General features: G+C 63.6%; 14 protein-coding genes. 3 read left to right on the top strand and 11 right to left on the bottom strand.

The genetic code is table 11. The annotated features are described in order from the left end of the window. Positions 1-26 precede the first annotated feature (26 nt). Positions 27-404, bottom strand: coding sequence for a hypothetical protein (locus ABQE93_RS23160; protein WP_448438078.1), 378 nt, complete (start codon positions 402-404; stop codon positions 27-29). Positions 405-686: 282 nt separating this feature from the next. On the opposite strand from ABQE93_RS23160, the gene ABQE93_RS23165 reads away from it, so the two are divergent. Continuing rightward, the gene (locus ABQE93_RS23165; RefSeq protein ID WP_448410778.1) at positions 687-2,675 is read left to right on the top strand and encodes an SIMPL domain-containing protein; all 1,989 of its coding nucleotides are present in this window, start codon (positions 687-689) and stop codon (positions 2,673-2,675) included. 282 nt (positions 2,676-2,957) lie between these two features. Here the strand turns inward: ABQE93_RS23165 and ABQE93_RS23170 are convergent, their stop codons facing one another. After that, on the bottom strand, positions 2,958-4,190 hold the full coding sequence (locus ABQE93_RS23170; protein ID WP_448410779.1) for an alpha/beta hydrolase family protein: 1,233 nt from the start codon (positions 4,188-4,190) through the stop codon (positions 2,958-2,960). Positions 4,191-4,479: 289 nt separating this feature from the next. Between ABQE93_RS23170 and ABQE93_RS23175 the strand changes: the two genes are divergently transcribed. Beyond that, positions 4,480-5,595 (top strand): trypsin-like serine peptidase, encoded by a 1,116-nt coding sequence (locus ABQE93_RS23175; RefSeq protein ID WP_448410780.1) that lies wholly within the window; start codon positions 4,480-4,482, stop codon positions 5,593-5,595. A 107-nt stretch (positions 5,596-5,702) separates the two neighbouring features. Here the strand turns inward: ABQE93_RS23175 and ABQE93_RS23180 are convergent, their stop codons facing one another. Together ABQE93_RS23180 and ABQE93_RS23185 are read right to left on the bottom strand one after the other, a co-directional pair. After that, positions 5,703-6,296, bottom strand: a complete 594-nt coding sequence (locus ABQE93_RS23180) for an ATPase (protein ID WP_448410781.1) — start codon at positions 6,294-6,296, stop codon at positions 5,703-5,705. A gap of 31 nt (positions 6,297-6,327) precedes the next feature. After that, positions 6,328-6,717 (bottom strand): TA system antitoxin ParD family protein, encoded by a 390-nt coding sequence (locus ABQE93_RS23185; protein ID WP_448410782.1) that lies wholly within the window; start codon positions 6,715-6,717, stop codon positions 6,328-6,330. 423 nt (positions 6,718-7,140) lie between these two features. Between ABQE93_RS23185 and ABQE93_RS23190 the strand changes: the two genes are divergently transcribed. Next, positions 7,141-8,409 carry a flavin monoamine oxidase family protein gene (locus ABQE93_RS23190; RefSeq protein WP_448410783.1) on the top strand — a complete coding sequence of 423 codons (1,269 nt, stop codon included), beginning with the start codon at positions 7,141-7,143 and terminating at the stop codon, positions 8,407-8,409. A 40-nt stretch (positions 8,410-8,449) separates the two neighbouring features. Here ABQE93_RS23190 and ABQE93_RS23195 read toward each other — a convergent pair whose 3' ends face one another. The 7 genes from ABQE93_RS23195 to ABQE93_RS23225 form a co-directional block, all read right to left on the bottom strand. Then, positions 8,450-8,665, bottom strand: coding sequence for a hypothetical protein (locus ABQE93_RS23195; RefSeq protein ID WP_448410784.1), 216 nt, complete (start codon positions 8,663-8,665; stop codon positions 8,450-8,452). Positions 8,666-9,161: 496 nt separating this feature from the next. Further along, positions 9,162-9,767: an LGFP repeat-containing protein gene (locus ABQE93_RS23200; RefSeq protein ID WP_448410785.1), complete on the bottom strand. Its 606-nt coding sequence runs from the start codon at positions 9,765-9,767 to the stop codon at positions 9,162-9,164. A 116-nt stretch (positions 9,768-9,883) separates the two neighbouring features. Next, on the bottom strand, positions 9,884-10,279 hold the full coding sequence (locus ABQE93_RS23205) for a nitroreductase family deazaflavin-dependent oxidoreductase (protein WP_448410786.1): 396 nt from the start codon (positions 10,277-10,279) through the stop codon (positions 9,884-9,886). A gap of 184 nt (positions 10,280-10,463) precedes the next feature. Then, positions 10,464-10,796 (bottom strand): type II toxin-antitoxin system PemK/MazF family toxin, encoded by a 333-nt coding sequence (locus tag ABQE93_RS23210; RefSeq protein WP_448410848.1) that lies wholly within the window; start codon positions 10,794-10,796, stop codon positions 10,464-10,466. Next, the gene (locus ABQE93_RS23215; RefSeq protein WP_448410787.1) at positions 10,793-10,999 is read right to left on the bottom strand and encodes an antitoxin MazE-like protein; all 207 of its coding nucleotides are present in this window, start codon (positions 10,997-10,999) and stop codon (positions 10,793-10,795) included. Before ABQE93_RS23215 ends, ABQE93_RS23210 begins: the two co-directional genes overlap by 4 nt. Before the next feature lie 145 nt (positions 11,000-11,144). Continuing rightward, positions 11,145-11,570 (bottom strand): nuclear transport factor 2-like protein, encoded by a 426-nt coding sequence (locus tag ABQE93_RS23220; protein ID WP_448410788.1) that lies wholly within the window; start codon positions 11,568-11,570, stop codon positions 11,145-11,147. Positions 11,571-11,594: 24 nt separating this feature from the next. After that, positions 11,595-12,557, bottom strand: a complete 963-nt coding sequence (locus ABQE93_RS23225) for an SDR family oxidoreductase (protein WP_448410789.1) — start codon at positions 12,555-12,557, stop codon at positions 11,595-11,597. Between the last annotated feature and the right edge of the window lie 30 nt (positions 12,558-12,587).

Below are 12,587 nucleotides of genomic sequence, written 5' to 3' on the forward strand. Positions count from 1 at the left end.
CGAAGGCACCGACCGAGGGCGTGGCGCTAGAAGTAGATGACGCGCGGCCCGCCCCCGCATTCGGGCACGCCGCCGTAGGGCAGACCGCCCTGAGGCTGCCCGTTGATCATGACGCTGCAGGACGCCATGCGGTTCCAAGAGCCCGGTCCGAAGGGGCCGCCCGCGCCTAAGCTCCAGGTCTGCGAGTAGAACGAGCCATCGGGGAACGGCTCTCCGAGGCAGTAGCGCTGTCCACCCTGTCCCGATTTCTGCCCGCCCGGACACCAATCTGCGGCCCCGTTGGGAATCTTCGGGTCGGGCTGCGCTGAAGCGATCGGAGCCGCAACGAAGGCCAGCGCAGCTGTGGCTGCAGCGGCCGCGAAAAGTTTGATCATGTTTCCCCCGTAGAACTGATCGCGGCTCACGCGGCAGCTCACCGCGCTGTAGCCGATTGTCAGAGGTTAGCTGACCGCGGCCGTAGAGAGGTAACTTTTTGCGTGTGGCGGCTCAGGTGTGCCCGCCCGCGCTGGCTCGTGGTCGTTGACCATGTACGCGGTGGCGCGGCCGGGAAAGCCTCAGCGGGCCACAGCTAATCCTGTCGGGCATGGGCTGTTTGCCGTTGTGCACCTGCATTTCTCGTGCTTGAGGGCATCGGACGCTGCCGAAGGTCGGCCTTGGGTGTCAGTGGGCGACGTTAGTCTGACTGGATGGCTACTGAGATCACGGTTCGTGGCGCCTTCGAGGAATCCCAACCGCCTGAGCGAGGCACTGTTCACGCATCGATCAGCTATTCAGGTCCGTCGATGGAGCCGGTGTACACCCGCGTGGCAGGCGATCTGGATGTGGTTCAGGTATCGGTGGCCGAACTGAAGGAGGGGGATGACGCGGCGGTGACGTGGTGGTCGGCCGAGCGGTTGCGCACCTGGTCGACTCGCCCGTGGAACCAGGACGGCGAACAGCTGCCGCTGGTGCACCATGCCAGCGTCAACATCCAGGTGAGGTTCCGCGACTTCGATGCGCTGTCGTCCTGGGTTGGTGAACACGTCACGAACACCGAAGGATTTCGGGTCACCAACATCGCGTGGGGGCTGACGAGGGCACGCCGCGATGAGTTGGTTCGGCAAGTGCGCGAACGGGCCGTTCACGATGCCGTAGATCGCGCCCGGCTGTACGCCGACGCGCTCGGGCTCGGCGCGATCAGCCCTGTCGCGATTGCCGACCCTGGAATGTTGTCTGGCGACCCGCATTCCGGCGGCGGCGGTGGGCAGCCCCATGCGGTGATGGCTGCCGCGCCAAGGCAGGCCGCACACGGGCCGGACGTCGAACTGGTGCCAGCGGACATCAAGGTCACCGCTTCAGTGGATGCGCGGTTCCTCGTCGAAGGCTCGGGATCCAGCACGACGAACTCTTCGGCCCAGGCACTATTGGAAGAGCGGATCGAGTCCGAAGAGGATGGCAACGCTGACCCTGATGTGTTTGAGTTTCGTGACGACGACGCGGGCTATCTGGCGTGGCTCGCCGCCCACCCCGACGGATACGTGATCAACATCCTGCGTAGCTACAGCGCCAACCAAGCGCGACTACATCGTGCCGATTGCCGGACGATCAACGGTGAGCACTCCAAGGGGGCCGTCTTGACCGGAATCTACGTAAAGGTGTGTGCCGAGCAGCGAGCCGAACTCGACCGATGGGCGACCATCCAGGCCGGCGCGCCGATTGTTCGATGCGGAATCTGTCACCCAGGTAGCGCCGCTGCACAGGCCAGTTCACCCAGGCCCAGCGCGCTAGCGGCGGCCGCGTCAGCTGAGATACGCCACTCGATTCAGGGACCGTCGGAATGCAGTGCCGCAGTCGAGGTTTGGGCCGATAAGTACATCCCTTTCGATAGCCTGGCTGTTTGGCAACGGCGTCTGCGCGATGAGGTCCGTAGTCGCTGTCGGCAGCTTGAACCGTCACCCGAGCAGGTGTTGCACGCCACCTTTTTCGGCGCCAAGCCCCCCAAAGCCGATATCGAGAATCTCCTGCTCTACAACATCGACTCGTTCAAAATCGCCGGCCGAAACGGGATTCGCTTCGAACACGGCTCCGGGGTCCTGCCGCATATCGATGATGCCGAGTATCGATTCGGCTACCGCTACGCGCTAGCACCGCAGTCGGATACTTTCCGTCACTGGCGGCGGGAGCGAACGCTGGCCGAGTTCGCCTGGACTGACCTGGCTGCGACCAGCGATGGAACTCAGCTGGCAAAAGTGTGGCTCGCGCTAAAACGCCGCGAGCCAAAGGTGTTCATCCCGGCTGCGCCCGATACCCCCTTCGGCGTCCGAGTCGAGGTTCGACCGCCGCACGGCCGTTCGCCGGTGTGGGGCGGACTGATGAAGGGGATCATCGACGGCGTGGTCTGCGCGGTTCAGGCACACACCGACACGACGGTCCTACCGGATGTGACGGCGCGGCTGGCAACGGTGCTTCCGGCAGATTCCATCGAGATCGAATACCACCTGCTGGATCAACGCCGAGCAGTCCTCGGCGTCGTGCACCGTCTCGTCTCTCCCTACCGAGACGGCGTCAAATGGGATCCCTGCGATCACCTGTGCGTGGCCGGGGAGTTGCTCGCTGCAGAACCATCGCCTCCGGGCGTTGGTAGCAATTGGGCGATAAGAGGTGAGATATTCGAAGTTTCCCGCTTGCATAGCTAACCGCTACGAGCACCGAGGTAGAGCCGCGGCCCGGCGTTATCCTGGCGACTGGGATCCGACGGCGGGTGATCGACGGTACCGAGGTAGTGCAAGGGGGAGCGGCTAAGTGACCGAATGTCGCAAGTGCGCTGCGGGTCTGTGCAGCCATGGGGCGCAGTGCCCGATGATGATCCGATGGTACGACGACCCCTGGGATGGAACGTTCTGGCGACGATGCGAGTGCACTGCCTCGATCCACGCGGCGGGGTATCCGGTGACGATCAGGCGTATCGCCAAACACTCTTAGCGGTTCAGGACGCCGTCCAGCCAGTCCAGCGTCACGGCGTTAGACAGGGCCAGGTTGCCGAGCTGGCAATGCGTGTCGGCGCCTTCGGCGGTGGTGAACATCCGCTGGGTCACCGGACCACCAGATTCTTGGGCGAAGGTCTCGTACTGGCGGATCGGTTCACCGCCCTCCCCGGATCCGACGAGCGCGAGGGTAGGGCACGTGATCGCGGCGGGCTCAACGTTGAACTCCCGTAGGTAGTGAAACGTGTCGAGGAATGTCGACTGCCCGAAGCGTCGGATCAATGACCGCGACATTTCCTTGATAGTGGGCGGCATCTCGGCATCGGGTATCTGGTCGATGTCGTCGAGGCTGAAATCCTCTGCGGGCGTGAGTACTTGCTCGGGGTCGCCGCCCATGCCGGCCAGAAACGAAACCATATACGCGCGCAGATCGATGACGGGGGAGTTGGCCACCAACGTGCGAATGCGGGTTTCGTGCGCGGCGGCGCGCAGCACGAAGTAGCCGCCGAAGCTGATGCCGAGCAACGCCAACCGGTCGGGATCCGCTTCGGGGCGGTCCAGCGCGAGGTCGATCCACGCCGACACCCAGCTTTCGGTGTCGGGTACGAAAGATGTTGTCGGTTCGGTGCGGGCCGTGTCCATCTGGCCGGGTCCGCAGATCTGCAGCACCCGCCAACCACGCTCGAGCGCCGCCACGCCGATCTGAAAATAGGTTTCCTCGAGCGTTCCGTCGAAGCCGCTGGTGACGATCAGCGTCGGCCCGGAACCGGAGCTATTTTCGGGAGTGAACCAGTAACCGGGTAACCGTTGGTCCCGCCAGGGAAGCCACAATTCATCGATGTCCGTGCGGTTTTCGGCCATGGCGGCGAGAAATGTCGCACGGCTGGCGAGGCCCAACTCGATGTGCCGGTCCGTTCCGAACGGGGAGAAGTACTCGGCGGCGCGGTAGCTGTTGGACGCGTGCAGATAGCGGTCGCGGGCGCTGAGCCGGTGGCCGGCCTCGGCCAGTTGTTGGGCGTTAACGCGTTGTTGGTCGGCGAGTTCGGCGAAGACATCGGTCCAGCTGTGCGGGCCGGCTTCACGGATGCGTGCGGCGGCTGCTAGGCATTCGCCGACCGACGCCCCGCCGTATGCGGCGGAACCGAGTTGGCGGAGCAGCTGAAAGTCCAGCTCGGGGTCCTCGAAGCCAGCGACCCGAGTTGTGCTGCGAACAGTCGAATCTGCCACCGGTGTGCTCCTTCGCCGTTGCTTCCCCGACCATTATGCGATCGAGTGGTGATCGTGGGCTCCGATCGCAGCCGAGAATTCACTCTCCGCGGTTGAGCCGGCCTCAGGTGGCGCTAATCCATGCCTTTGCCGTCCGTCATATCCTTCGGTCGTTCCGCCAGACCTACATTGAAAGTCCGAAACCGCGAGTGCGATACACGCAACGAGTAGCGCACTACTCATACCGCCCGCCAACCCGATCCGTATCGTTTCTGACATCGAAAAGTTGCGTGACGATCAGGGAGTGACCATGGCGGACAACCCAGTTCCCTTCACTGAACATGCCGAACGTGTAGAGCAGCGCCGCGGCACTGGTGGCTCGGCCATACCCGTACGTGACACGATCTTCGTCCCCGGCGAACAATCCGAGCTACAAACCGAGCGGTCGATCATTCCTCGCACAGACGTCGTACGTTTCGACTACGCGATCCTCGGACGGTCCGTCGGGGAACGGGCGTTCGCCCCGCCACCGGACACGATCGAACTCGATCCGCGTCGGGACCTGTATGCCGAAGCCGACCATCCCGAGCAGGTCAGCGGATTCCTCCCGGATCACCTTGATTCGACCGTCCGCCCGGCCGAACTCGAGCGGCGGTTCCGTCCGACCCGACGACTTGAACACGACCTCGAGCCGAGATCGAAATACGCCACCTGCCTCTTCCCGCCCGAGGAGAGGTACGTGTTCAGCGACACGTCATTCCCGTGGTGCACCTGCGGTAAAGTCGCGCCAGCAGGCGCCTCAGGTGTGCTGGTGGGCCCGCGACACCTGTTGACCGTGAGTCACGCAATCAATTGGCACGCACCGACACCCGAGGAACCCTGGGTGGCCGACTGGGTGTCCTTCACCCCAAGCTCCTTTGACGGAGACGGGCCGTTCGGTACGGCCTATAGCACGCACATCTACTGGCAACGTCAAGTGGTCGGCCCTCGCATCGACTCGACGGAGGAGCAGTTCGACTACGTAGTGGTAGTGCTCGACCAACCGATCGGCGAGCGCACCGGCTGGATGGGCTCACGTTCCTACACCGACGACTGGGACGGCGGAGATTACTGGAGTCATATCGGGTACCCCGGTGACATCGCCAGCGGATCCCGACCAGTGTTCATCGGACCCGTCGCGCTCGACGGAGACGACTCGCAAGATGATGCACACGAGGCGATGCAGCACCGAGGCGATGTGTGGCCTGGCCAGTCGGGTGGTCCGTACTTCGGTTGGTGGGAAGGTGAACCATGGCCGCGTGTGGTGAGCGTGCAGAGCTGGGAACGCTACGAGGACCGGGCGCGGACCATTCCGGAGATCAACGGCGCTTCCGGTGGTGCGTCGATGGTCGACCTGATCATCCGTGCCCGGACGGACTTCCCATGATTCACACCCGCCGTGTCGACCAGCCTCACATTGGTTGGGAGCAAAGGTCGGCGTTCACCGTCGCGACGGCAGTAGCCGGCGAGGCTGCTGCCGTTGCCGGGCTGTGGCTAGCGGCGATCCGGCGGGTTGGACCAGCACGTGGTGAGCGCCGCCGGGGTCCACTGCGGCCAGCCGAGGGAGCCCACGACGAAGCCGCCGGCCATCTGCGCGACGATACGGGGTCCCCGGATGCCGCTGTTGTCGTAAAAGGTCGCTGAGTCCGCCCGAGCAGCCGCGAGGACGACCAGTGCCCACAGCCGTTGGTAGCGTTCCCGAATCTTGGCTTCCGGCACGGAATGTCCGCCCGCGGCGACTCGGTGTTGCACCCTCGCTACGGCGAGCTGCTCGGGGATGAGAACCGCGTGCACAACCACCGAGTACCCCCGCAGGTGTGCGCTGTCGAGGAGCTCGAGCTTGGAAGGGTGGGAGAACACGGTCTCGGCGATGAAGGATTCGCCGAGTTCGATCAGGCGTTCTCTGGTGGCGGCTGCGGTCCGTGCGGCTTCATAAGCGTGTGGGGCAGGGTCATCTGGCCAGCGCTGCTTGGCGATCTTGTCGGCGTTGACCACGACGCTGCCAGGCAGCAGGGGCGCCAAGGTCAGCTCGATGAAGGTGGACTTGCCGGCACCGTTGGGGCCGACGACGAGGTCGAGCCGCTTCACCAGATGATGTCAGCCTCGTACGGTGCGGGTCTCACCGCTGGTCTGACAGCATCGACGAGGTCCCATCGGGGCGGTACTGGACCAGCTCGTCGTCGTCGTTGAGTGCGACGGTGGTGATACCGCGACCGGCCAACGTCGCGCCGTAGTCGGTGTCGGCCAGTCTCTCTTGGATCGCGGCGGAGATCTCAGCGTTGAACACCACACCTTCCTCGGCGCTCAGCTCGCTCAGCGGAGTTGCGCCGCTCAGCGCGGCCTCTACCTTGCGTCGGGCCGCACTGTGTTGTCCTGATACCGCGCGACCCACTCGTGCCCAATGATCGAGCTGCTGTTTGGCTGAGCGACTCTGCCGCGCGCCCTCGGCCGCGGCGCTATCGAGCAGATCCGCGGCAAACCGCGTGACCCGATCTGCCGTCTCAGACATACCCGGACCTCCTACTGTTGCAATCTGCTACAACCGTAGCAGATTGCTACGGCGTTGGTTGCCCGCCCGGCGTGGAGGCATTGTCAGATTATGGCTCCAAACCACAGATCCAGACCGGAGGCAGTATTGCGTCACTGTGACGTATACATCCCCCGTCGCGGAGGTCAGCGCGGATCGTCACCGTCGGGCGCAGCGGCTAATTGGGGTGTGACGTGGTCGTCATCGCGACCAGGCTCGGCCCAGTGGCGGCAAGAACAGGCCAGCGCAGATTCAATCGGAAGAGTGGGTCAATGGGCGGAAACCTGGACGGCACCAGATGCAGCCTGCACTGGTAGCTGGTAACGGTGCGTGCTCAGGTGGTGCGAGTTGGCTTCGGAGTCGCCGGCCAGGATCGGTAAATCTGCCGGGGTGTCTAATTGGAATATGGCCAAGGTCGTCGTTGTGGGTGCTGGCCTGGCAGGCCTCTGCGCTGGGGTTCGCCTCGCGGCCGCTGGAGACGAGGTCGAGGTTCTGGATGGGCGCAATGAGGTAGGGGGCCGGTCGCGTTCGCGCGTCGTTGATGGCGTGGTCGTCGAGCTTGGTGGGCAGTTTTTGTCGCGGCCTCACGAGCGCATGCGGAAGCTGGTCGCCGACGCAGGCTTACATCTTCGGCGGACGAGGTTGTGGGCCGGCATGACGCGGTTAAGACGTGAAAGCTGCGCGACCGGACGTTTAGCGTCAGTTGCAGCCCTGCGCGACCTTCGTGCTTTGACACGTATAGCCGTGGGCTCCAACAGTCTTGGCGCTGTTCGAGCTTCCGCGGTCAACGACTACGAGTCGTGCGTGCAGGACGGGCGATCGGTCCGCGAATGGCTCGGGACGATCGGCTTAGTTGGCCCCCTGCGTGAGTCAGCAGAGACACTGATCGGTCAGACGTTCGGGGGAGCCAATCTTGACGAGATCTCCCTGTTGTCGTTCGCTGAACTGGTTGGTGGCGAGGGGAATGGCTTGCTGTTCCTGCTCGATGGTTTCGGCCTTACCGACTTTGTTGTCGAGGGAATGGGTGCGTTGTGCGCCTGGCTTTCCGACCAGCTCCCGTCTGTGCGTCTGGAGAGTGCGGTCGTATCCGTCGAGCAAGATTTCAACGGTGTTGCAGTGCAAACGATCAGCGGTGAGGTGATAGAAGGCGATCGAGTCATTGTGACGGTTCCGGCGACCATTCTCGACTTGATCAGTTTTTCGCCTCAGTTGCCTAACGCGATCCGCGATGCGAGCTTTGCGGTCCGGTATGGCCAGGCGACCAAGATTGCGGCGGTGGTGGACCGCCGTGGAATGCTCAGAACGACGGGCTTCGTCGGCGGTTCAGTAGTTCGTCAAGGTTGGTCCGCGGGGGATGTGCTCTATGGATTGACGGGTCCCGATGTCGCTGCATCCGATCTGCCAGCGCTGGTCGAGGATCTCTGCGATGGCTTCCGCGTTAATCCGCAAGACGTCGCGCACGTAGAACTTGTGGGCTGGGCCCATGATCCGTTCACTCTCGGGACTTATGGGCATTTCTTGCCTGGGCGGTTCGACGGGTTCCGGCGGTCCCTACCGCATTACGCAGGTCGTGTGTACTTAGCTGGGTCTGAGCGCAGCACCCGGCCAGGTTTCATGGAAGGCGCGGTAGAAAGCGGCGAAGCCGCGGCTGACGCTATTCTCCGCGGCGCGTGACAACACGGCGCTGGTCCTGCTCTGTTTTTACATCTCAAGGTCAATCGGGTCTTGTGGCTACGTCGTTGGTGAATTCGACGAATCGAGCTATGAGCCGGCCGCGCGCCTTGATCGTGTTGACGTCGAGTCCTCGGGCCAGCATCTGCGCCCGCCAGCCATCAATCATCGCGTTGAACACGGCTTCATCAGCCCGCAGTAGCGAAACGTCCTCGCTGCGCAGTATCTGAGGAATGAACCCCGGCAGTTCTTCAGCCATGGCGAAGTCGGTTCAGGCAGAAGTCGACCCACCAACCGTCGTTCTTGAGCACCCCTGCGACACAAGCCAATTCGTCACAGTGACGTAAAGACGCAGGCGCGGGCGGCCTTTGGGGAGGTGGCTCGAAACGACTCGCACCGACCGCATGTCGGCAGACTCTCATCGAAGCTCGCAACGTTTCACCTAACGTCCGAATCATTCATTAAGTGATTGAGACGTGCGCCGACCTCGACACTTCCGCAACCCATTCGCAAATGTCGGCCGGTGGCGGCGCACGAGTGTGCGTCTGTCGCCAGGCCAGACGGCTGAATCGTCAAGGGGTGCGAGCCCTTTCATCTAATGCAACTAGACGTAGTTAGCTGTGCCGATAAGCGACATTATGTCAAGTCGGCCGCGCCGCATTGCCCTGCTGCCCAACGGTTCTCGTTTACCGCGCAAGCCCGAGGAATGCCATCATGGCTCGCTCGAGTTCGACGAATTGTTCCGCAGCCGTCACCTACAGACCGGACGGTACGACCTTGCCGTTGACCGTCACCTCAACCTCACCGGTGTTTGGGTCGAACGTGACCTTGCCGTGCTCAAAGGTCGTCACAAGCAGATCACCGACAGGGTTCTCATCGCTGGTCGGTACGCCCAGCGGGCCCGGCGAACCGTTCTTGCCCTCGACGTCAGGAACGCCGGCCTCGTCGCGTTCGATGTTCCAGGCCTCGCGAATCTTGCCCCAGGTGATGTACGCCGGTGTGCCGGGCTGGTCGTTCTTGGCGACGATCACGCCGCCCTGGAACTGTTGGAACACCACCCCGCTGTCGCGGGTGCCTGCATTGCGGCTCCCGGTCAGCGGCTTGCCGAGCGCCTGCTTCTGCTTGTCGGTCGCCGTCGCGTACTTCGCCGCGATCGGACCGGTGAGCGTCACCTCCACGTCCCGCTCCCCGATCAGCTTCACCTCGGCGGGTGGCGCCGGCACCTCGGAGGTAGCGATCAACTCCACCTGCAGCGGCGTGGACGCGTCAACGCTCTCGCCACTGCTACTACACCCCACCGTTACCAGCGCCAAAATGGCCAGACCGACGATCGCCGGAGAACGATATGTGTTCGTACCCATGGGACTTCCCTCTCTCACACCTCGACTCGCGGCAGAACCCTCGCCGGTCCGCTCCTACTCGACGATCAACCTACGGCAAGTCGGCACTTCCCCGAATTCCGGTTGAAGCTTGCCCGTCACTGGTCGATGCCCGCACCTGTCAGCAGCAGAGCTGCCTCGTTATAGGGAAACACCCGGTAGAACAGCCGCGCACGCGGTGTCACGAGAGCTGCCGCCTCGGACTTGCTCACCACCTGTGGATTAGTGAGCGCGACGTCGTGTCCACGCTTGCGCAGCACCGTCGGACCGCCGGCTAGGACATTCTTCAACCAGTCCGTCTGCGGGCCGTAGCCGATCAGGATGGCGTAGCCATCGTGGGTCTTGAATACCAAAAGGGGTGTTCGATATCGCTCACCTGAATTGCGCCCGACGTGCTCGAGCGTCCCGAGGTATGGAAGCCACGGCGTGATCCGGCGCGCGACCGGGTTGGTGACTCGCTTGTTGAACTGTGCGATCCGTCGAGGTACGCGCATTCACGGAGCCTATCGAAACTGAGGAACCCGATGCTCGTGTCGAGCCGGCCGAACTCCTCCACGGCAATGGCGACGAGTTGCTCGAGGTCGACACGGCGGGCAACGTTCGTCGCACACGTGACGGTGCCGTGCGGTCGTGCACAGTAAACTGCACCGCATTGCCCTGCTGCCCAACGGTTCTCGTTTACCGCGCAAGCCCGAGAAATGCCATCATGGCTCGCTCGACTTCGACGATTTGTTCCGCAGTCAGCCGACCGACTCGCGCGTGGACGTTCGACCTCCTGACAGTTGTGAGCTTGTCGATCATTACGTCACTGTCGTGGTCGAGTCCGGATAACCGTCCATCTCCGCCGGCTATCCGAATGCGCATTAGCGGAGCCTCCAGTAATGCGCAGGTGATCGGCGCAACCGTCACCGACATCGTGGCATCGAACAGATCATCCTGGACAATCACCGCGGGACGCGGTTTTGTCGCGTAGACACCCCGCGCTACGGTCCAGATCTCTCCTCGGTTCACTCCTCGTCCCATGGCGTCGAGACAGCTTCGATGAAGTCCTGGTCATCGATGCTTTCATCCGCCCGCGCCACCAGTGACGATTGACGATGAGCCTCGGCGGCAAAACTCTCGGTGCGCACGTCAGGCACCCAGACTTGCAGTGGGCGCAGGCCCCGCTCCCGCATGCGCCGGCGGTACTCGCCGACCCTGTCTCTCACCGCCATGACAACACGTTACATGTAACGCCGGGTCCAGGTCGCCGGATAGTCAGATTGGCTGGGACGACAATCAACACATCGAGCAGGCCCCGCTTTACGCTTAGTCTGAGCGACCTGGGGATGCACATCGACGCAGGCCCCAGACAGAGACTCACTCCCCGTTGGTGCGCAGTTCCCAGGGCGGCATGCCAGTCACGCCCGCCAAATTTCGTTGCAGCGCAACACCGGCCGGCAATGTGCGATAGAAGATGTTGGCCTCGGCGATCCTGCCGTCGGCGTCCAGCAGGACGAGGAATATGCCGTTGACGGCGGCGTCTCCGACTTGCAGCCGGAAACGTGCGCCGTGGTGGGTGTCGCCGCTGAGGACCTCCAGATACGTGTCGTCGGACGAGAGTCCGTTGACGGCCTTGATGGTTTCCACGGCGACCTTGCGGCCGGTGATGGGGTCGTCGTCGAACGGGCCGTAGAGCACCACGTCCTCAGCGAGCAGGCCGGTGAGGGTGTCAGCGTCTGCGCCGCCGTTGATGCAGTCCACGAAGGACTCCATGGTGTCGCGGTGCGGGGCGAGTACGGTCATGGCTCTCCTGGTGACGGATGAGATTCATTGGTGGGCAACAGCGTTTCTGCGCTCGGTGAAGTAGTGCCCGTTGTCCAGATCGTCGAGCAGGCGGGGTTGGGTGGGTTCCCAGCCCAGGGTCTGGCGGGTGATCAGGTTGGAGGCCGGAAGGTCCATCGTGACCAGATTGGTGAACATGCCGAAGTATCCCGGCAGCATCAGCTCGTCCACCGCCACGCTGACGGTGGGCAGGCCCAGACGGCTGCCGATGGCCTCGGCGATGTCACGGAACGGAATTCCCTCGTCCTCGACGGCGTGCCAGTAGCTGCCGGCCGGACCCTTTTCCAGCGCCAACCGGAATAGCGTGGCGATATCGCGGATATGCGCCGCATTCCACAGATTCGTGCCGGCGCCGGGGTAACCGGCGAAGCCCTTCGCCTTCGCGAGCGCGATCAGCCCAGGCAGGAATCCGGCAGTATCGGTCGTGTCGTGCGCAATGGTGGGAAACCGTACGATCGACGACCGCACTCCCCTCTCGGCGAGGCCGACCACGGCGAGTTCCACGGCGTTACGGAATCGCAGGGTGCCCGAGTACTCCCGCCCGGCAGGCAGGGCCGGGTCGTGCTCGGTGGCCGGGCGCCCCAGGTTCCCGAATGACGACGAGGCCATACTGCCCGCCGCGACCAACGGCTTTCCGGTTCCCGCGAGTGCCTCGCCGTAGGCGTGGATAACCGGGACCTCCGCGGAGGTCACCGCATCGATCCCGCCGGAGGGCAGCAGGTCCTGCCGGTGCGCGACGTGAACGACGCCGTCGGAGTCCGCGGCCGCCTCCTTGAGCCCGTCGAGATCCTCGAGGCTGCCGCGACGCACCGTCGCGCCGAGCGCGGACACCGCCGCCGCGGCCGCATCGGACCGGGCCAGCCCGGTGACCTCGTGCCCGGCGGCGATGAGCTCGGGAATGATGTGTGAACCGGAATGGCCGGTCCCGCCAGTGATGAAAACGCGCATGTGACTGTCCTTTTCAGAGTCGGTGCAGGG

Source organism: Mycolicibacterium sp. XJ662 (assembly GCF_053484035.1).

Bases quoted from the DNA above. Each gene is read 5' to 3' on its own strand.
- ABQE93_RS23165 (WP_448410778.1), top strand. From the start codon at position 687: ATGGCTACTGAGATCACGGTTCGTGGCGCCTTCGAGGAATCCCAACCG.
- ABQE93_RS23175 (WP_448410780.1), top strand. From the start codon at position 4,480: ATGGCGGACAACCCAGTTCCCTTCACTGAACATGCCGAACGTGTAGAG.
- ABQE93_RS23185 (WP_448410782.1), bottom strand. From the start codon at position 6,717: ATGTCTGAGACGGCAGATCGGGTCACGCGGTTTGCCGCGGATCTGCTC.
- ABQE93_RS23190 (WP_448410783.1), top strand. From the start codon at position 7,141: ATGGCCAAGGTCGTCGTTGTGGGTGCTGGCCTGGCAGGCCTCTGCGCT.
- ABQE93_RS23195 (WP_448410784.1), bottom strand. From the start codon at position 8,665: ATGGCTGAAGAACTGCCGGGGTTCATTCCTCAGATACTGCGCAGCGAG.
- ABQE93_RS23200 (WP_448410785.1), bottom strand. From the start codon at position 9,767: ATGGGTACGAACACATATCGTTCTCCGGCGATCGTCGGTCTGGCCATT.
- ABQE93_RS23205 (WP_448410786.1), bottom strand. From the start codon at position 10,279: ATGCGCGTACCTCGACGGATCGCACAGTTCAACAAGCGAGTCACCAAC.
- ABQE93_RS23215 (WP_448410787.1), bottom strand. From the start codon at position 10,999: ATGGCGGTGAGAGACAGGGTCGGCGAGTACCGCCGGCGCATGCGGGAG.
- ABQE93_RS23220 (WP_448410788.1), bottom strand. From the start codon at position 11,570: ATGACCGTACTCGCCCCGCACCGCGACACCATGGAGTCCTTCGTGGAC.
- ABQE93_RS23225 (WP_448410789.1), bottom strand. From the start codon at position 12,557: ATGCGCGTTTTCATCACTGGCGGGACCGGCCATTCCGGTTCACACATC.